We start from the raw sequence: 20,314 nt of genomic DNA, 5'->3' as shown, positions 1-20,314 counted from the left end.
ATGTTCCAAGTCAACGATGAAATACGCGGGAATACGCGCGTCGCTAGCATCCCACAGTCGTAATAAAAGCCGCAAGCAGAGCTTGCGGCTTTTATTATACTATATCCTGTGAACTCAGAGGGCCTTCTTGAGCACTTCCACCTTGTCTAAGGCCTCCCAGGGGAAGGCCACGTCGTTACGGCCGAAATGACCGTAGGCAGCCGTGGGGCGGTAGATGGGGCGGCGAAGGTCAAGCATCTTGATAATGCCGGCCGGGCGCAGGTCAAAATGCCTGCGAACCAGCTCCACCAGCTTCTCATCAGAGATTTTCCCGGTGCCGAAGGTATCGACATTGATGGAGGTCGGCTCAGCGACGCCGATGGCGTAACTCAGCTGAATCTCACAGCGGTCCGCCAGACCGGCCGCCACGATATTCTTGGCCACATAGCGGGCGGCGTAAGCCGCGGACCGGTCTACCTTGGTGCAGTCCTTGCCGGAGAAAGCGCCGCCGCCATGCCGGGCCATGCCGCCGTAAGTATCGACGATCAGCTTGCGTCCCGTCAGTCCGGCATCTCCGTGAGGGCCGCCGATGACGAAGCGGCCGGTGGGGTTGATGAAATACTTGGTTCTCTCATCCACCATCTCCCTGGGAATGACAGGATCAAAGACGTATTTCATAATGTCACTGTGAATCTGCTCCTGGCTGACCTCATCGTCATGCTGGGTGGAGAGGACAACGGCATCCAGGCGGGCGGGTCTGCCCTCCTCGTCATACTCGACGGAGACCTGGGTCTTGCCGTCAGGGCGAAGATAGGAGAGTTTTCCCTCCTTGCGGACCTCAGTCAACCGCAGGGCGAGCTTGTGGGCAAGCTCAATGGGATAAGGCATATACTCCTCCGTCTCGTTCGAGGCGTAACCGAACATCATCCCCTGGTCTCCGGCCCCGGTGTCCAGGTCGTCGGTCAGGCTCCCCTCCTTGGCCTCAAGCGCCTTGTCAACACCCATGGCGATATCCGCGGACTGCTGGTCCAAAGCGACAAGAACGGCGCAGGTATTGCCGTCAAAGCCGGTTTTTGCGTCATCATAGCCGATCTCCTTGACCGTCTCTCTGACAATGGACGGAATGTCCAGCCTGGCCTTGGTCGTGATCTCCCCGGTCACCAGGATGAATCCGGTACAGGCCGCGGTCTCGCAGGCGACACGGCTCATAGGATCCTGGGCCATGCAGGCGTCCAGGATCGCGTCAGACACCGCGTCGCAGACCTTGTCCGGATGTCCTTCCGTCACCGACTCAGAGGTAAAGATTCTTCTCTCCATATTTTCCTTTCCGCTCATCCATCGAGCTGTGGCTCGGCCATTTCCAGAGCCGGGGTCAGACCGGCAACGATTTACAAATCATTCTTGATGGCCATGAACAATTGGGCGCACGTGAAACTGCCATGCGCAAAAAGATCCGCACGTAACTGCGGATCTGACTCAAGTGAAGATAATCAAATCCTCTTATTGTTCGAACATACTCGCTCAGGTTGGCACCTACCGCTTTGGGGGTTGCCGTGGCTTCACGGATCCTATGTATCTCCACCACTCTGAATAAGAGAACTGTATGTAACCTGCCGCGCGGGCCGGTATTTTCTGACAGGATCTGACTGTCTCAACGGTGCCTACGATAGCCCAGAAAATGCCCGGCTGTCAATACTTCTGACAACCGGGCATACATATTCCTGAAACTGTATACGGGTCTTATCCCCCTTCCTGTCATCCTTCCGGAAGAGCTCGCGGACCCGTCATCCCACTTTGCCGATAAACTTGCGCAGGGCCTCCTCGCTGGAGACGCACTCGATCTGAGCCCCCAGGCCCCTAAGCTTCTGATCGAAACTCTCATAGCCTCTCTGTATAAAGTGGATATCATCGACCGTCGTAATCCCGTCGGCTGCGAGACCGGCGATCACAAGGGCGGCGCCGGCGCGAAGATCCGGGGCGGAGATGCGGGCCCCGGTAAACTGATTCACTCCTCTGATAATGGCAATATTGCCCTCTACCTTGATGCAGGCGCCCATGCGGGCCAGCTCATCCACATAGCGAAAGCGATTCTCAAAAATCGTCTCTGTCACGGTCGAAGTCCCGGAAGCCAGAGCCAAAACAACGGTCATCTGGGGCTGCATATCTGTCGGGAAGCCCGGGTAAGGCAAAGTCGTGACAGAGGTCGGCGTCAGGGGACTCTTGGCGATCACCCGAACCGCGTCATCGTACTCGACGATCTCGCAGCCGGCCTCCATGAGCTTGGCACTGGTTGCCTCCAGGTGCTTGGGCGTGACATTCTTCACCGTGACATCCCCGTGGCTGATCGCCGCGGCGCACATGAAGGTTCCGGCCTCAATCTGATCGGGAATCACGGAGTAGGTCGTTCCGTGCAGCCTCTCCACTCCCTGGATGCGGATGACGTCCGTCCCGGCCCCGCGAATATTGGCTCCCATACTGTTGAGGAAGTTGGCCACGTCAACTACGTGGGGTTCCTTGGCGGCATTCTCGATCACCGTCTTCCCCTCTGCCATGGCAGCCGCCATCATCACGTTGATGCTGGCTCCGACAGAAACCTTATCCATGAAGATGTGCGCGCCCACGAGCCGGTCCGCCCTCGCTCCCATGAGTCCGTAGCTGACCTCGCACTCGGCGCCCATCGCCCGAAAGCCCTTGATGTGCAGATCAATGGGACGACTCCCGATATCGCAGCCGCCCGGAAGGGCTACCTCCGCCTCCTTGAAACGGCCCAGAAGCGCTCCCAGCAGATAATAGGAGGCGCGGATCTTCTTGATATACTCATAATCCACCGTGAGGCGATTCACCTGATCCGCCGTGATCTCAACCGTGTGCCGGTCGACATGCCTGATCTTAACGCCGATATCCTCCATGGCCGCGTTCATGACAATCACATCGTGAACATCCGGAAGATTCTCGATGCGAACCGTCTCGTCAGTCATGATGGCCGCCGCCAGGATCGCCAGAGCCGCATTCTTGGCGCCGGAAATATCCACCTCGCCGTGCAGAGCGACTCCGCCTTGAACTACATATTGATCCATACTTTCCACACCTCTATATCGCCGTTTTACCACCGCGAACGCCACTGCGCACTGGCTCTTTTTCTTCACTTATCATACAGGAATTCATTACAAGTTCACAATTATAGTGAGTGCGGGTAATGACTGTCAAGACGAAGCCCCCTTAGAACCGCTGTTTGTTCCGCTCTGGTTCTTGAGCTTCTGCCCTTTGGTCTGGAAGAGACTGTTAAATTTGACCTTGCTCCAGGCGGCTTCATTCAGGGTCATGCCGTCCTCGTTCTCCCACTGCTTGAAGACCTCCTCGGCGTGCTCTGTTTTCTTCTTATTCTCCAGTGTCTTCTTCTTGGCGGCCGTCGCGTCCGCGTCGGACAGACTGTCTAAGCGAAGCACATAATAACCGTCATTATCAGCCGTGACGACGTCAGAGACCTTGCCGACCTCCATACCCTCCAGGGCGGTCAGAACCGCCTGAGGCAGCTTGTAGGACTTGTCTCCCACATCACTCTTTCCGTAATTCGCTGTCTGCACCGTCTGCTTCATCTGCTTTGCCGTCGTATCGAAGTCAGCAGAGGTAGACAGGGTCTTGGCCTGCTTCATCAGCTCCGCCTTCTGCTCCTCCGTCACCTGACTCGTCTTACCCGTAGAACTGTCGGTGGACTGAAAGGCGAACTTCACATAAGAGAACTTCTTCTGGTTAGCCTCCTCGTCGCTGACCGTCGTGTCAGCCTGCCCCTCTAAGGCCTGTTCCACATGATAGTAATAGTATTGATCCTCGAAAAAACGAACGACGTAATCCCTCTCGGCCCCCAGCTGCCTGACAGCCTCCTCGGAGTTGGCGGCCAGGAACTTGTCCGCGGCCTCGCCGATCTTCTTCGATTCCTCTTCACTGATACTGATATTGAAGTCAGCAGCATGCTGACGGGCAACGTACTGTTGCTTCAGGGAATCCGCCACCGTCTCCTTGACCTGCTGTTCCAGGGTCTTACCCTTTCCGGACATATCCGTTGTCCAGTAACGGTCCCCATAGTAGCTGCGATAGCTGGCGTCATACTGAGCCTGCATAAGCCTTGCCACGAAATTACCATAGCCAAGCTCTATTCCCTCTCCCTGGCTGACCTTGATCAGATTCGCCTTTGCATTGATCCCGCATCCGCTGATCAGAAGCGCTCCTGCCAGTCCCAGAGCCGCCAGAGAAGCAAATATCCTCTTCATTCCCAATTCTCCTGTTGTCCACGGGCCTATCCCGTTCTCTCTCGTATGATTTAATGCTCTTATTATAGTCGTCCGCCGTCTCACAGACAAGTTGCCTCCCGGTCCATGCGCCTTAAGCCTCCCGGTCCACAGCCAGCTCCCGAAACTCCTCTACAAAGCTGCGCAAAGCCTCCGGAATCTGTCTTTTTTCCATCCTGGAATTTCTGCCGAAATCAAGTTCCAGACGGGGCTCCTGCGGATCTGCCGTAAAGTGCAGATAAGGGCTGTAGCGGCTGATCAGCTGCGGAATCACCGCGGGATTGATCGGGGCCTGGTGAAAGAGCGTCAGGCTCACCTGCCAGCCCTTCTGCCTGATATCCCTGATCCAGGCCCTGTGGGCGCGAGCCTTAAAGAGGGCGATCCAGAGCAGATTCTGTACGGCCCTTGCCGGCTCTCCAAAGCGATCAATCAATTCCTCCAGCATGGCGTCATGGTCCTCCTCGCTGCGGATGTCCGCGATACGCTTGTAAATTTCCATGCGCTGGCCGGCGTCCGCCACATAGGACTCAGGCAGATAGGCGTCCATGTCCAGATCCACTGAGGTCTCGAAGGGCTCGTAGATCTCCTCCCCCTTCTCCTGACGAACCGCCTCTCCCAGCATCTTGCAGTAGAGATCATAGCCCACGGATTCCATATGTCCGGACTGGCTCTCTCCCAGGACATTTCCCGCTCCGCGGATCTCTAAATCCCGCATGGCGATCTTGAAGCCGCTCCCCAGATCGGAGAACTCCTTTATCGCCAGCAGCCGTTTCTCCGCTACCTCTTTGAGCAGCTTTCCCCTGCGGTACATGAAGAAGGCGTAGGCGGTCCGGTTGCTTCTTCCCACCCTGCCCCGCAGCTGATAGAGCTGGGACAGGCCCATATTGTCCGCGTCGTCAATGATGATCGTGTTGACATTGGAAATATCCAGGCCGATCTCGATGATTGTGGTGGAGACCAGAAGATCGATCTCCCCATCGATGAAGTCCACCATGATATTTTCCAGCCTTGTCTGGGACATCCTCCCATGGGCATAGGCGACATGGGCCTCGGGCAGGAGCTTTTGCAGACGGGCCGTCATATCGGCAATCTGTGCCACCCGGTTAAAGACATAGTAGATCTGTCCGCCCCTGGCCATCTCCCGAAGAACCGCTTCCCGTATCATCTCGTCATTGTGCTCAAAGACGAAGGTCTGGATGGGGGTTCGCTCCATAGGGGCTTCGTCTAAGATGCTCATATCGCGGATCCCCACCAGACTCATATGCAGCGTTCTCGGAATGGGAGTCGCCGACAGGCTGAGGACATCCACGTTCTTCTTCATCTGCTTGATCTTTTCCTTATGCCTGACGCCGAAACGCTGCTCCTCATCAATAATCAGGAGCCCCAGGTCGCGGAAAACCACGTCCCTGGACAGGGCCCGGTGGGTCCCGATGACAATATCCACGCGGCCGCTGGCCAGCTCGCTCACTGTCTGCGCCTGCTGCGTCTTGTTCCGGAAGCGGCAGAGCAGGCCCACCTTGATCGGATAAGGCGCCATCCGCTGGACAAAGGTATCGTAATGCTGCTGGGCCAGAATGGTTGTCGGAACCAGATAGACGACCTGTTTGCCCTCCTGCGCGGCCTTGAAGGCCGCCCGCAGGGCAATTTCCGTCTTGCCGAAGCCCACATCCCCGCAAATCAGCCGATCCATGATCTTGGGACTCTCCATATCCTTCTTTACGGCCTCGATGGCCTCCAGCTGTCCCTCCGTCTCCTCGTAGGGGAAGGCCTCCTCAAATTCTCTCTGCCAAACCGTGTCCGGACCATAGGCATATCCCTTGTCCTCCTGGCGAACCGCGTAGAGTTCCACGAGCTCCCTGGCCACAGATTCTACAGCCCGCTTCACCCTGGATTTGGTTCTGGACCATTCCTGACTCCCCAGCGAATTGAGCCTGGGTCTCCTGGCGTCCGCCCCGGCATACTTCTGCAGGAGGTCCATCTGACTGGCCAGGATATAGAGGATCCCGGAGTCGGCGTATTCTATCTTGATATAGTCCTTGGTGACCTGGTCAACCTCGATCTTCTCCATGCCCCGGTAGATACCCAGTCCATGGTTCTCATGAATGACATAGTCCCCCTCGTGCAGCTGGGCGAAGGATGCGATCGCCTCCCCCTCTCTGTGCCGCCTGCCGCGCTTTCTGCGTTTTCTTCGTCCTCCGAAGAGGTCCTCTTCCGTCAGGAGGACAAATCCGGCATCTGTCAGCTCATAGCCGGCCGACAGAGAACCCCTGGTGACCATGATCTCCGCTTCCTTGACCTCATGCTCCGGATCCTCTGTATAGAAGACATTGAGATTCTCCTGCAGAAGGTCATCCGCCAGACGCCTGGCCCGGGTTCTGGAGCTCCCCACGTAGACCAGCTTGCGGCGATTTTTCTTGTATTCCCGCAAGTCCTTGAGCAGGAGTTCATAGCTGTTATTGTAGACGCTCCCCTGTCTGATCCGAATATGAAAATGCTCTCTGACTTCCAGGCCCTGGTCGCACCCCTCCAGGGCGGAGAGGAGGACTCCCCGTCTCCCCCGCAGCTTTGCTGTCAGGCTCTCATTGTCATAGAGCATCTGCATCTGTCCCGGCAGGATATAGCCCTCCTCAAGACGGCGCATCATCGAATCGGAGAACTCCTCCATAATGACCTTGCCAGACTCCATCAGCTCCTGAAATCCATCCAGAAAGATCACTCCGTCTTCGGGGATGTAGTCGATCAGCGAAAGGGTCTGGTCGGTGAAATAAGTCAGATGGGACTCAACCTGCTGGCTCCCAAATCCCCCCTCGACATCCTCAATGATCTGGTCCGCCGCCGCCTTGATCCGGGCGGCCTCTTCGGTCTTGAAGCTCTCCCTGTAGCCGGCGCAGACCCGGTCCGCGTCCGCGCGGATGCCCGCAAGGCCCCGCCGCAGCTCCTCCGGGGACAGAACAATCTCCGCCGAGGGAACAATGCGGATGGTCTGCAGGGGATCCTCATCCGAAAGAGAGAGCTGACTGTCAGGGTCGAAGAGGCGCATGGTATCCACCTCGTCGCCCCAGAGCTCAATCCGGATGGGGTTTGCATCCGTCAGGGGAAAGACATCAATAATCCCCCCGCGGACAGCGAATTCCCCCGGATGCTCCACCCTGGCCACCGGCTCATAGCCGCTTCCGATCAGGGCCAGGCGCCATTTCTCCACCGGCATGTCATCTCCCTGCGCCACTTCAATGATGTTTTTATCATAGGAGGACAAAGGGGGCAGTTTATTCATCAGGGCTGACCAGGTGGTCACTATGACCGTCTCCTCTTTCCCCCGCAGCGCCTCAACCGCCTGCATACGCTGACGGGTCAGCACATTGGAGCGGATATCCGATTGATAGAAGAGCAGGTCCTTGGCCGGATAATAGAAGACATTTTCCGTGAAGAATTCCAGCTCCTCCGCCAGCTGTCTGGCCCTTTTCTCATCGCGGGTGACAACCAGCCTGACCAAATAGCCGTCTCCCAGCCCATAGATCAGCTGGGCCTTGGCGGGATCGATACATCCCAAGACAGCATAGAAAGCTCCGCCGTCCCTCAAGTCCCGGCGAAGCTCGCGCATCTCTTCTAATGTTTCAAAGGGCTCAAAAAACGCTCTCATCTCTTCTCTCATCCTCTGGCCTTGCAAGGGCTGTTCTCTTCCGGCCGCATCCCGTTATAGCGGTTCATGGCCTCCGCGATCTGCCCCTCCATGACCATGACAGCCGCCTCAGCCGCATGCTCCTCTCCCAGAGCCATGTTCTCCCGCTCCTCAGGACGGATCCTGCCCAGAACATGGGCGATCATATCTCCCCCCGTCGGAACTTTCCCCACCCCTACACGTACCCTGGGAAAGCGATCCGTCCCCAGGCAGGCGATAATGCTCTTTAAGCCGTTGTGACCACCGGCCGACCCCTGCTTTCTCACCCGGATCACTCCGCAGTCTAAGGTCACATCGTCAGAAATCACGAGCATGTCCTCCAGAGGATCCAATTGATAGAAGCGGACAAACTGCTGGAGCGACCGGCCGGAGTCGTTCATATAGGTCGTCGGCTTCACCAGCAGCACCTGTCTTCCCTCAATGAGTCCCTTTCCATAGAGGGCCTCGAATTTCATCTCCCGCAGGCAGATCCCATATTGATCAGCCAGACGGTCTATGGTATCAAATCCCGCATTATGTCTGCTATGCCTGTATTTCTCACCCGGATTTCCCAGGCCCGCGATCATATACATGAAAAGCTCCTTGCTCTGCCGAATGCCCCGGCTCATTAGAAAAGACCGACCGCCCTGTCCGCATCTGCGTCTCGTGCACAGGTGCGATCTCTGGCGGTCAGCCCTCTCTTCACAGCCTCTTCTCAGCCTGCAATTGCGACGGAAGCTCAATTGTTCTTTCAGACGGAAAGCTTAATTGTTCTTGACGAAATCAATGTGATCAATCTTCAGCTGGCTGTCAGATATCTTGATGGTAATGCTGCCATCCTTGTTAATCTGGCCCTGTCCCAGGCCCAGTTTGGAGCCTCCTTCCGCAAAGATCACCTTGCCGCCGGCAACCTTATAGCTGCCCTTGGAATTGGTGTCAATTCCTTTTGCCACTTCCTTCTTCATGGCGTCTTCCATGGCCTTGAGCATCTGGTTCTTGAGCTCATCATAGAAGGCCTGCGCACTGTCATAGCCGGCCTTCTTGGCCAGGTCGTCAGTGATTTGACTCTTGTCCATATTCTGCTGTTTGAGCGCCTCGTCGACAATTTCGTCGAAGTGATCTGTCGCGTACTGCTTGACATCGCTGATCAGCTTGTCGCTGTCCAGGGAGATGCTGTAGTTCTTCTTGTCCAGATTCATCTTCAGTGTGACATTCATGTTCTCCATGAAGCCCTTGGTAATCGCGTCATCCGCCTTCTCGGCAGCGTCATTGATATCGCTCATCTTAACCGTGGCCGTATAGTCTCCTGAGATATCTTTCTGTCCACAGGCCGCGAGGGCGAAGATCAGGGTCATCGACGCCATGAAAAGTGCTAAATACTTCCTCATAAACTGGATCCTCTCTTTCCTAAAATGCCCCATCACTGTAACATAATTCCGGCAAAAAGCAAAGAATCCAGCTGTTTTAAGGTTTTCTATCCGGATATTTTAAGATTTCATTAAGGTATCATCTCAGTCGTTGACGATTTTCCCCGTGTAGAGCTGGTAGTACTTGCCATGCTGCTGAATCAGTTCCTCGTGACTTCCTCTCTCAATAATATGCCCCTGCTCCATAACCATGATGCAATCCGCATTCTGAATCGTTGACAGGCGGTGGGCAATGACAAAGGAGGTTCTCCCCTTCATCAGGGCGTCCAGACCGTTCTGCACCAACTTCTCCGTGTGAGTGTCAATGGAGGATGTCGCCTCGTCCAGGACCAGAACCGGAGGATTGTAGATGGCCGCTCTGGCAATGGCCAGAAGCTGTCTCTGTCCCTGGGAGAGATTGCTTCCATCCCCGGAGATCATTGTGTCATAGCCCTCAGGCAGGCGGCGGATAAAACCGTCCGCGTTAGCCAGCCTGGCCGCCGCGACCACCTCCTCCATGCTGGCGTCCAGCTTGCCGAAGCGAATGTTGTCGGCGATGCTGCCGGTAAAGAGATGGGTATCCTGGAGAACATAGCCCATGGAATGGCGCAGATCATCTTTCTTAATCTTATTGACATTGATCCCGTCGATGCGGATTTTGCCGTCCTCAATATCGTAAAAGCGGTTGAGAAGATTCAGGATGGTCGTCTTGCCGGCACCGGTAGCTCCGACAAAGGCCAGCTTCTGTCCCTTCTCGGCGAACATATCGATGTTGTAGAGGACCTGCTTGCCCGGAAGATAAGCGAAGTTAACCTTCTCGAAGGTCACATGGCCCTTCTGCCAGGTGTAGGTCGTCGTCCCATCCTCCCTGTGATAATGCTTCCAGGCCCAACGGCCGGTTCTCTCTGTGCTCTCTGCAGGATTGCCATTCTCGTCCTCGCGGGCATTGACCAGAGTGACATATCCCTCATCCCTCTCCTTCCCCTCGTCCAGCATGGCAAAGATACGGGTCGCTCCCGCCATGGCCATGACGATAAAATTCATCTGCATGGAGACCTGGTTGATTGGCATGGTAAAGGATCGGTTAAAGGTCAGGAAAGAGGCCAGCCTGCCCAGGGTCATTCCGGCCAGTCCCCGCATGGCCAAAAGACCGCCGATCACTGCGGACAGGACATAAGAAACATTCCCGAGCTGTCCGTTGATGGGCATGATGATATTGGCGAATTTATTGGCATTGTCTGCAGAATGAAAAAGCTGGTCATTGAGCTCGACAAAGCGATCGATGGCCTCCTTTTCATGATTGAAGACCTGAACCACCTTCTGTCCGCTCATATACTCCTCAATATGGGCGTTGACTCTGGCGATATCCCTCTGCTGAGCTCCATAGTACCTGCCCGACTGGCCGGTCAGCTTTCCGGTCACAAAGAGCATCAGGGCGACCATAGACAAGGTAACCAGTGTCAGCGGGACAGAGAGGATAATCATGGAAATCAGCGTCGCCACAATCGTAATCGCAGAGCTGACCATCTGGGGAATGGACTGGGAGATCATCTGCCGAAGGGTATCTACATCATTGGTGTAAACAGACATAATATCCCCGTGGCCATGGGTGTCAAAGTAGCGGATCGGCAGGTCTTCCATATGGGTAAAGAGCATGCGGCGGACCTTATCCATCATTCCCTGCGTCACTCGGGCCATCACCAGACCCTGGACCAAAACAGAGACTATCCCGATCCCGTAGAAGCCTGCCACCCTTGCCATGGCAGCTAAGAGGGGGCCGAAATCCGCCGCCTGTCCTGCGGATACCTGCCTGGTCAGGGGCAGAATATAGCTGTCAATCAGGGTCTGAATAAAAAGATTTCCCTGCACATTGGCAAAGACATTTAAGAATATACAGGCCAGTACAACCAGCAGGTGCACCGGGTAGCTCGCAAACAAAAATTTCATCAGGCGTCGGAAGGTATTTATGCTGCCGCGAATATTCTTCTTTGATCCGCCGCTTATTTCTGCTCTTGCCATCAATCCTCACCTCCGTTCTCATCAAAGTCTCCGCTTCCTCCCTGGGTCTGAGCCTCATAGATATCGCGGTAGATGTCATTGCTCTCAAGAAGGTGCTCCGGCATGTCAAAGGCATTGACTCTTCCGTCGTCCATAATGATAATCCGGTCGGCATCCCGGACGGAGGAGACACGCTGGGAGATGATAATCTTGGTCGTATCCGGAATATCCTCCCGAAAGACCTTGCGGATTCTGGCGTCTGTCGTGGTATCGACTGCCGAGGTGGAGTCATCCAGAATCAGAACACGCGGCTTTTTTAAAAGAGCCCTGGCGATACAAAGCCTCTGCCGCTGACCGCCGGAGACATTGGTCCCCCCCTGCTCGATAAAGGTATCATAGCCCTCGGGAAAGCGATCGATGAACTCATCGGCGCAGGCCATCTTTGCCGCCCGTCTCAGCTCCTCATCCGTGGCCGTCTTGTTGCCCCAGCGAAGGTTCTCGGCAATCGTTCCCGTAAAGAGCACATTGTTCTGAAGAACGACCGAGACCGCGTCCCGCAGGGTCTTAAGATCATAGTCTCTGACATCGTTGCCGCCCACCTTGAGGCTTCCCCCTGAGATATCATAGAGGCGGGAAATCAGGTTGACCAATGAGGTCTTTGCCGATCCGGTCGCCCCCATGATCCCGATGGTCTCGCCGGAGCGGATGGTCAGATTGATGTCGGAGAGGACGAAATTCTCGGCCTTCTTCTTATAGGCGAAGTTGACGTGGTCAAAGACAATCTCCCCGTTCGGGACCTCCGTCAAAGGATCTTTGGGATTGACAATCTCCGGCTCCTCCTCAAGAACCGCGACGATACGCTCGGCGGATGCCGCGGACATGGTAATCATGACAAAGACGAAGGAGAGCATCATCAGCGACATGAGAATGTTCATGGAATAGGCCAGAAGACTGACCAGCTCTCCTGTTGTCAGCTCCGAGGAGACGATCATATGGGCCCCGAACCAGGAAATCAGAAGGATGGACCCGTAGGCCGCCAGAGACATGGCAGGAATTCCCGTAGCTATGATGGACTCCGCCTTGACGAACATCTTGCGCAAAGCCTTCGAGGTCTTTGAGAAGACCTCCTTTTCTCTGCTCTCCCGGACATAGGCCTTGACCACGCGAATCCCGGTGACATTCTCCTGGACGGACTCATTTAAGTTGTCGTACTCCCGGAAGACCTGCCTGAATATCTGACGCACGACAGAGATGATCACGAAGAGGAAAAGGCCCAGAAGCAGCACAATCACCAGGTAAACGCTGGCCAGCCTGGCGTTGATATAGAAGGCCATAAGCATGGCCACAATCAGGGATGCCGGCGCCCGAACCGCCATGCGCAAAAGCATCTGATAGGCATTCTGCAGATTGGTGACATCCGTGGTCATGCGGGTGACCAGAGAAGCGGTGGAAAAGTGGTCAATATTGGCAAAAGAGAAAGTCTGAACCTTGCGGAAGAGGGCTTCTCTTAAATTGCGGGCAAAGCCGGCGGAGGCCCTGGCCCCGTACTTGCCGCCGGCAAAACCGGCAAAAAGACCGACAAGGGCCAGGAGGATCATGATCCCCCCGTAGAAGAAGATCGCCTGCAGACTGTTTCCCTGGATCCCCTTGTCTAAAATGTTCCCCATCTCCAGCGGGATCATCATCTCCATCGCGACCTCTAAGAGCATGAAGAGGGGAGTAGCAATGGAGGCTCCCTTATACTCTTTCACCTGCTCTGCCAACTTTCTGATCATAGCTTCACCTCAAAATTCTCACTCATTTGATCGATCACACGGAAAAAGCAGTCCAGATCCTCCGGGGAGATTCCGGCTCGCAGCTGATCCTCCAGTTTCCTGAAACGGTCTGCGGACCGCTTCTGAAAGTCCTGTCCTTTCTGTGTCAGAACAACTTTTTTCAGACGGGCGTCCCGCTCGACCGGAATCCTTCTCAGGAAGCCTCCCCTCTCCAGGGTCTGAACGATACCGGTGATTGTCGACTTGGCCAGGGGAATCATGGACTCCAGGTCCTTCTGATAGATGTCGCCCTCATTCCTGGCGATCAGACCGATCATCCAACCGCACTTGGCAATCTCCTGGGGAATCTGATCCTCGGCATCCGCCCGCTGCATCTCCTCCCGAATCCGCTTGGACAGCCGGTAAATCGCCAGCCCCAAATACCTCTCTTCTCTCGGCTCACACATATAACATGCTCCTTCTGTCCCGGCCAACCCCGGCTCACATAAGCTTACAGGTCATGGTCCTCGTATCCGCAGGATAAACGCCCGGCTCAGACTGTTCACTATCGAACAGTTCGGTTCCGAACTGTTCGGCGCTGAATTATATTGTAGGAATTGCCCCCGTATCTGTCAACCTCTTTTCCCTTTAAAAAGGGAAAGCCATTCCCTTAAAAAACAAAGCTGTCTTTTTTCTTTCAAAAGCAAAGCCAGCTAAAAAAAGCGGATCCCCGCAGGAATCCGCCCGTCAAAACTTGCTTTTCTATATCAATCCCAATCCATTCTCAGTGCATTTCCTTGCCCTTGAACTTGAGCCTGGAGAGGGCCCTGGCCATGGCCGCCTGGGTCATGTGGTACTCCCTCTGACTCTGCTGCTGCCTCAGGCGCTCCTTGGCCCGCTCCAGAGCTTCCTCCGCTCTTCTGGCATCCAGCTCCTCCTCCGTCTCACAGGTGTCCACCAGAACCGTGGCCCGGTTGTTGGCGAAGACCATGGACCCATATCCCGCCACGACATCGATCCACTCGCCGTCTCTGGTGCGTATTCTGAGTTCCCCGGGGGAAATGGCCAGAATGGCCTGGCTGTGATGGGCCAAAAACTCCTGCTGGCCGTCCACGGTCTGCACGACCAGAGCCTCGGCCTGGTCATGATAGAATTTTTTGTCTGACGCGATCACGCGCAGAAAGAAGGTTGCCTGATCAGCCATAGATAGACTCCTTATAGGCCTTGTGACGCCCTGACCGGTTCAGCTCCTCCTCCCCGGTTCCACTTTCTGATACTGTCCTTTTAAGACGCTTCCTCCTGGGCCTTCTTGGCGACGTCATCGATGGACCCGCAGTTTAAGAAGGCGTTCTCCGGGTAATCATCCATCTGGCCGTCCAGGATCGCCTGAAAACCGCGGATGGTCTCCTCCAAAGGCACGTACTGGCCCGGAATTCCGGTGAACTGCTCGGCGACAGAGAAGGGCTGGGAGAGGAAGTTTCTCACCTTGCGGGCCCGGTAGACGGTCAGCTTGTCCTCGTCGGACAGCTCCTCCATCCCCAGGATCGCGATGATATCCTGCAGCTCCTTGTACTTCTGCAGAACCTGCAGAACCCGCTGAGCCGTCTCGTAGTGATCCTTGCCCACGATACTCTCCTCCAGAATGCGGGAAGAAGATCCCAGAGGATCAACCGCCGGGTAAATACCCTGCTCGACGATTTTACGGCTCAATACCGTAGTCGCGTCCAGGTGGGCGAAGGTGGTCGCCGGGGCGGGATCCGTCAGGTCATCCGCGGGCACATAGACCGCCTGGACAGAGGTGACAGACCCGGCCTTGGTGGAAGCGATTCTCTCCTGCAATTCTCCCATCTCGTTGGCCAGGGTGGGCTGATAGCCCACGGCGGAGGGCATCCGTCCCAGAAGAGAGGAGACCTCTGAACCGGCCTGGACAAAGCGGAAGATATTATCAATGAAGAGGAGGACATCCTTGTGCTGAACATCCCGGAAGTATTCCGCCATGGTCAGTCCGGTCTCAGCCACGCGCATACGGGCTCCGGGCGGCTCGTTCATCTGCCCGAAGACTAAGGCGGTATTCTTGATGACCCCGGACGCGCTCATCTCGGAGAAGAGATCATTTCCCTCACGGGACCGCTCGCCGACGCCGGTGAAAATAGAGTAGCCGCCGTGCTGTGTGGCAATGTTGTGAATCAGCTCCTGGATCAGGACGGTCTTGCCGACACCGGCGCCGCCGAAAAGGCCGACCTTACCGCCCTTGGCATAAGGGGCGATCAGGTCAATGACCTTGATTCCGGTCTCCAGGATCTCCTGTACCGGATTCTGGTCTGTGAACTTGGGCGGCTTGCGGTGGATCTCCCACTCTTCTGCGCCTGTGATCTGCTCCCCTCCGTCAATGGTATCCCCGAGGACATTAAAGAGGCGGCCCAGATTCTGCTCTCCCACCGGCACTTCGATCCCGGCGCCGGTAGCGAGAACGGGCATATCCTTCTGCAGCCCCTCTGAGGCGGACAGCATAATGCAGCGAACCAGATTCCCTCCCAGATGCTGGGAGACCTCCATCACTGCCTTTTTGCCGTGATTGTCAACCTGCAGGGCTGACTTGATCAGCGGAAGGGGCTCTTCTGCGAATTCCACGTCTACAACAGGCCCCATGACCTGTACAATCTTACCGATTTGCATCCGGCATGACTCCTTTCTTAAGCTTCTTGCGCCCGGCGGCAGCCGCCAGCTGCTGAGCTCTGGCCTTGGCGCCCGCCGCAACCTCTGTGATCTCCTGAGTGATCTGCGCCTGGCGCTCCCGGTTATAGCGGATATTGAGTTCCTGCAGGAGCTCCTGTCCGTTCTTGTTGGCGCTGTCCATAGCCTGCATGCGGGCGGAGTGCTCGGAGCAGAAGGCCTCGACTAAGGCGGAGTAAATATATCCGTTCAGATAATCCGGAACGATATTATACAGAAGCTCCGAGGCATTGGGCTCCAGTTCAAAATCCTCCTGAATTCCCATGGCCGTCATCGCCTCCTCCTGGTTAAAGGGCTTGGCATTCAGCCGGATCAGAGGAAGCAGCTGGGTCATGTTGCACTGGGTCTCCATTGAATTCTTCATCGAAGTGAAGACGATAAAGACCTCATCGATCTTCTTCTCCTCAAAGAGATCCAGCATCTCGAAAGCAATGCTTCTGGCCCGGGCCAGGGTGGGTTTTTGGGCGGTATAGTGGAACTCGCCGTCAACCTCGATGTGATGCTGCAAAAAATACTGTCTTCCCACTTCGCCGACGGTAAAGAGCATGCCGTTGGGATGATCCGCCAGAAGTTCTTCTGTCAGCTTGATAATGTTGTGGTTATAAGAGCCGGCCAATCCCTTATCCGCAGTCACACAGATGATTGCCCTGCGCAGTCCCCCCTCCTGCTGCCGCTTCTCGCGGTTATCCAGATAGGGATGGTGGAAGCCCTCCGGCAGATGGCGCATAACGCGGGCGAACATGTCCTGCAGAGCGTAGAAATAGGGCTCGGTGGCTGCCAGGGACCTCCTGGCGTTATTCATTTTCGTAGATGAGATCATATACATGGCATTGGTGATTTTCATCGTGTTATCAATGCTGCTGATACGATCTTTGATCTCACGTATCTGGCCCATGGAATTCCTCTGTACTAATGCAATGCCAGGCGCTTAAGCCTGGGCCTTCTCATATAGGGGAGCGAACTCATCGGCAGCCTCTAAGACAGACTGTGTCAGGGCATCTGTCAGGCGGCCGCTCTTATCGATCTCTCCCGCGATTTCCGGATGCTTGTCGGCGAAGAAAGCCAGGAGCTGTCTCTGATACTCCTTGACCTCTTTGACAGGCACATGAATCATCTTCCCATTCTCAGCGACCAGAAGACTGATCACCTGGTCGCTCATAGACAGCGGTGATCCCTGCGGCTGCTTGAGCAATTCCATGAGAACTGCCCCCTGCGCCAGCTGATTCTTCGTCGCCTCATCCAAATCGGAGGAGAACTGGGTGAAGACCTGCATCTCCCGATACTGGGCTAAATCAATACGCAGGGATCCGGTGGCCTTTTTCATAGCCTTGGTCTGCGCGGCGCCTCCCACACGGGATACGGACAGGCCGACATTGACGGCGGGACGCTGTCCCTCGAAGAAGAGATCCTGCTCCAGGAAAATCTGACCGTCTGTGATGGAGATTACATTGGTCGGAATATAAGCGGATACATCCCCGTCCTGGGTCTCAATGATGGGCAGGGCGGTAATGGATCCTCCTCCCAGTTCCTCAGAGAGACGGGCGCAGCGCTCCAAAAGCCTTGAATGCAGGTAGAAGACATCTCCGGGATAGGCTTCCCGTCCGGGCGACCGTCCGAGAAGAAGGGACAGGGCCCGATAGGCAACCGCGTGCTTGGACAGATCATCGTAGACGATCAGCACGTCCTTGCCCTTGTGCATGAAGTATTCAGCCAGAGCTGTTGCGGCATAAGGCGCGATATACTGCAGGGGCGCCGGGTCAGAAGCCGTCGAGGCGACGACGACGGAGTAGTCCATGGCGTCATGCGCCTGTAAGGTGTTGACAATCCCCGCAATCGTAGATGACTTCTGTCCGATCGCCACATAGATACAGATGCAGTTCTTGCCCTTCTGATTGAGAATGGCATCCGTCGCAATGGCTGTCTTACCGGTCTGCCGATCTCCGATGATCAGCTCACGCTGACCGCGGCCGATCGGGAACATAGAGTCTATGGCAAGGATACCGGTCTGCAGGGGAACATTGACCGGCTGACGGTCGATGATACCGGGGGCTTCATTCTCAATCGGGCGGTAGTCCGACGCTTTGATCGCAACTCCTCCGTCAATGGGATTGCCAAGAGCGTCAACGACGCGGCCCAGGTACGCGTCAGATACAGGTATCCCGGCCCGCTTACCGGTCCCGGTCACATGACTTCCCTCGCCGATTGTTCCTTCCTGGTCGAAGAGAATGGCGCCCACGCTATCGGACTTGATGTCCTGGATCATACCCTTGACGCCATTGTCAAAGAGAACAATCTCCCCGTACTGAACGTGGTCAAAGCCGCTGATGGTGACAATTCCATCTCCCACAGTCTCAACCGTTCCCACTTCAGAGGCCTTGGCCGCCAGATGGAACGCCTCCACGGCCTCCTGCATGATCGATACGATCTTGCCCTGATCCGCGCCCCGCGAGGCTCTCTGACGGGCTTCATCGATCTGGTCTTCAAACTGGCGCTCCCTGCCCCGGGTGGACCAGTCAAACTCATCGGAGCCCACAGCCAGAATGAAACCTCCGCCGACCGAAGGGTCCGTCTCAACAGTCAGATCCACATCCGCCGCGCTGGCGGTATGATAACGCTTTGATAAAAACTCCTTGAACTGAGCAACCTGCCTCTCGGAAGGCGGCGTCACACACCGCAGCCTGGCCTGAAGCATTGTGCTCACATCCCTTGTATTGGTCTCGCTCATTTATTTCTCCACTTCCTTCAGGAAGGCGTCATACATCTGCTCATCGGTCTGAGAGTCCACCAGCTTGGCCGCAGCGTTCTTGACCAGATCGGTGATCTTCTCCTCCGCCTCACGGCGCTCGATCTCCGCCGCGGCTTGAGCCTTCTTTTTGGCCTCTTCAATCATCTGATCAGAGCGATCGCTGGCTTCGCCCAGGATGCGGTCATATTCGGCATTGGCCTTCTTGATCGCCTCCGTGCGGATATTGGCCGCCTCCGCCTGCGCTGACTGCTGCTGGGCCTCGTATTTCTCATGCAGGGCCTGCGCGTCCGCCTTGACGCTGGCCGCGTCGTCATAGGACTTTTTGATCTGTCCCTCGCGCCTGGCAATAACGTCGCGCACCCGTCCGAAGAGGAATTTTTTCAGAATAAAATAGAGGATGATCAGGTCAATGATAACCCACAGAATTGTCAAATCAATGTGTAACATTGCTTCTCCTAACTTGCTGCTTCCACATCCGCGGTTCCCGCCCCGCGGGCGCCGTCTCTGCGTGGATCAGCCCAGCATGAAAATGATCAGGATGCCCAACACAAATCCGTAGATCGCGGTCGCCTCGGAAAGCGCTGCGCCCAGGATCAGATTTGACTGAATCTTCTTGTCCGCCTCAGGCTGTCTTGCGATTGCGTCCGCTGCGTGACCGGTTGCGATACCGATACCGAGACCAGCTCCGATGCATGCGATGGCTGCAATACCTGCTCCGATTGCTGTAACACTCATGATTTTTTCCTCCTGAAAGCCAGAATATTGATTTTGGAACAAATTCCACGTTTAAATGCCCCTTGGGGCTCTATAATATCGGCATCCGCCGCTATTATCTTCACTTAGCAGGACACCTGTCCCGCTAATCCTCAACTGCCTCCGCAATAAAGAGGGAGGTCAGGAAAACAAACACATAGGCCTGAATAAAGCCGTCGAAAATATCAAAGTACGCGCTGAAGACCAAGGGCAGGCCCACAGGCACAATGTACTCAATGATCTCCATGATGACGTAAGAGCCCAGGACATTGCCGAACAGTCGCATGCACAGAGAGAGAGGCCGGATAAAGACTTCCAGTATATTGATGGGCGTGATGATGGCGATGGGTTTGGCAAAGGCCTTGAGCCAGCCGCCTACTCCCTTCTTCCGAATGCCGGCCGCCTCAATCAGAACAATGGACATGGCCGCAAGCGCAATCGTGACGCTTAGATCCTTGGTGGGCGGCTTAAGCCCCAGCAGTCCGATGATATTGGAGAGACCGATATAGAGAAGAATGGTCTCCAGATAGGTAGAGTACTCCGCTGCTCCCTCGCCCAGCATCCCCTTGACGAAATTGTCCAGCCAGGTCACCGCGCTCTCTACGAAGAGCTGCTTTTTGGACGGATGCTCCACGGACATGTGACTGGTCAGCCACAGGGACAGAACGATCAGAATAGCCATAACCACCCATGTGATCAGGAGCGATTCATAGATATCAATTCCCCCGAAGATCGGGATGGTAAACGCCTTTTGTACCTGTAATTTCTCAACTAACTCCTGGGCCATTGCAGACTCCCTTACCAAACTCACGCGGCAGAGCTTCTGGGAAATCCCATTCCCAATGCCGCGATCCTCCTCGCGAAAAATCACAAAAATCAACTGTCATTCTAGCACTTTCATTCCTCTTTCGCTAAGACATCCAGCAGAATTTGTCTGGCACTGCCAAATCGGCCGGCCCCCTTGGGGTGAGTACCGAAATTCCTCTACCATTCTGCATGGT

At 55.5% G+C, this 20,314-nt stretch carries 16 protein-coding genes and 1 riboswitch; all 16 genes read right to left on the bottom strand.

What is annotated here, in order from left to right:
• Positions 1-114: 114 nt before the first annotated feature.
• On the bottom strand, positions 115-1,296 hold the full coding sequence (metK, locus tag HMPREF1508_RS02565) for a methionine adenosyltransferase (RefSeq protein WP_044959259.1): 1,182 nt from the start codon (positions 1,294-1,296) through the stop codon (positions 115-117).
• 180 nt (positions 1,297-1,476) lie between these two features.
• Positions 1,477-1,576: riboswitch (SAM riboswitch) on the bottom strand.
• Positions 1,577-1,763: 187 nt separating this feature from the next.
• Entirely contained in the window at positions 1,764-3,056 is a 1,293-nt protein-coding gene (locus HMPREF1508_RS02560) for a UDP-N-acetylglucosamine 1-carboxyvinyltransferase (protein WP_044959164.1), read from the bottom strand.
• Between the two features lie 126 nt (positions 3,057-3,182).
• Positions 3,183-4,247 (bottom strand): peptidylprolyl isomerase, encoded by a 1,065-nt coding sequence (locus HMPREF1508_RS02555; protein ID WP_044959163.1) that lies wholly within the window; start codon positions 4,245-4,247, stop codon positions 3,183-3,185.
• Between the two features lie 112 nt (positions 4,248-4,359).
• Positions 4,360-7,905, bottom strand: coding sequence for a transcription-repair coupling factor (mfd, locus tag HMPREF1508_RS02550; RefSeq protein ID WP_044959257.1), 3,546 nt, complete (start codon positions 7,903-7,905; stop codon positions 4,360-4,362).
• Between the two features lie 8 nt (positions 7,906-7,913).
• The gene (gene pth, locus HMPREF1508_RS02545) at positions 7,914-8,516 is read right to left on the bottom strand and encodes an aminoacyl-tRNA hydrolase (protein ID WP_044959160.1); all 603 of its coding nucleotides are present in this window, start codon (positions 8,514-8,516) and stop codon (positions 7,914-7,916) included.
• Positions 8,517-8,687: 171 nt separating this feature from the next.
• On the bottom strand, positions 8,688-9,311 hold the full coding sequence (locus tag HMPREF1508_RS02540; RefSeq protein ID WP_156923158.1) for a hypothetical protein: 624 nt from the start codon (positions 9,309-9,311) through the stop codon (positions 8,688-8,690).
• 123 nt (positions 9,312-9,434) lie between these two features.
• Entirely contained in the window at positions 9,435-11,348 is a 1,914-nt protein-coding gene (locus HMPREF1508_RS02535) for an ABC transporter ATP-binding protein (RefSeq protein ID WP_044959157.1), read from the bottom strand.
• The gene (locus HMPREF1508_RS02530; RefSeq protein ID WP_044959154.1) at positions 11,348-13,102 is read right to left on the bottom strand and encodes an ABC transporter ATP-binding protein; all 1,755 of its coding nucleotides are present in this window, start codon (positions 13,100-13,102) and stop codon (positions 11,348-11,350) included. Before HMPREF1508_RS02530 ends, HMPREF1508_RS02535 begins: the two co-directional genes overlap by 1 nt.
• Positions 13,099-13,548: a MarR family winged helix-turn-helix transcriptional regulator gene (locus tag HMPREF1508_RS02525; RefSeq protein WP_084640211.1), complete on the bottom strand. Its 450-nt coding sequence runs from the start codon at positions 13,546-13,548 to the stop codon at positions 13,099-13,101. Before HMPREF1508_RS02525 ends, HMPREF1508_RS02530 begins: the two co-directional genes overlap by 4 nt.
• Before the next feature lie 317 nt (positions 13,549-13,865).
• The gene (atpC, locus tag HMPREF1508_RS02520; RefSeq protein WP_006906873.1) at positions 13,866-14,285 is read right to left on the bottom strand and encodes an ATP synthase F1 subunit epsilon; all 420 of its coding nucleotides are present in this window, start codon (positions 14,283-14,285) and stop codon (positions 13,866-13,868) included.
• 80 nt (positions 14,286-14,365) lie between these two features.
• Positions 14,366-15,757 carry a F0F1 ATP synthase subunit beta gene (gene atpD / locus HMPREF1508_RS02515; RefSeq protein WP_006906874.1) on the bottom strand — a complete coding sequence of 464 codons (1,392 nt, stop codon included), beginning with the start codon at positions 15,755-15,757 and terminating at the stop codon, positions 14,366-14,368.
• Entirely contained in the window at positions 15,744-16,709 is a 966-nt protein-coding gene (gene atpG / locus HMPREF1508_RS02510; protein ID WP_006906875.1) for an ATP synthase F1 subunit gamma, read from the bottom strand. The genes atpD and atpG overlap by 14 nt, the downstream gene beginning before the upstream one ends.
• A gap of 33 nt (positions 16,710-16,742) precedes the next feature.
• Positions 16,743-18,539: a F0F1 ATP synthase subunit alpha gene (gene atpA / locus HMPREF1508_RS02505; protein WP_044959153.1), complete on the bottom strand. Its 1,797-nt coding sequence runs from the start codon at positions 18,537-18,539 to the stop codon at positions 16,743-16,745.
• Positions 18,540-19,007 (bottom strand): F0F1 ATP synthase subunit B family protein, encoded by a 468-nt coding sequence (locus HMPREF1508_RS02500; RefSeq protein ID WP_044959151.1) that lies wholly within the window; start codon positions 19,005-19,007, stop codon positions 18,540-18,542.
• Positions 19,008-19,073: 66 nt separating this feature from the next.
• Positions 19,074-19,295, bottom strand: coding sequence for an ATP synthase F0 subunit C (gene atpE / locus HMPREF1508_RS02495; RefSeq protein ID WP_006906878.1), 222 nt, complete (start codon positions 19,293-19,295; stop codon positions 19,074-19,076).
• 124 nt (positions 19,296-19,419) lie between these two features.
• Positions 19,420-20,100 carry a F0F1 ATP synthase subunit A gene (locus HMPREF1508_RS02490; RefSeq protein ID WP_006906879.1) on the bottom strand — a complete coding sequence of 227 codons (681 nt, stop codon included), beginning with the start codon at positions 20,098-20,100 and terminating at the stop codon, positions 19,420-19,422.
• Positions 20,101-20,314 lie beyond the last annotated feature (214 nt).

This window comes from Shuttleworthella sp. MSX8B (assembly GCF_000524295.1).
Lineage (GTDB): Bacteria > Bacillota > Clostridia > Lachnospirales > Lachnospiraceae > Shuttleworthia > Shuttleworthia satelles.
Note: the sequence above shows the minus strand (reverse complement) of the source record. Positions and strands in the feature narration are given on the sequence as shown.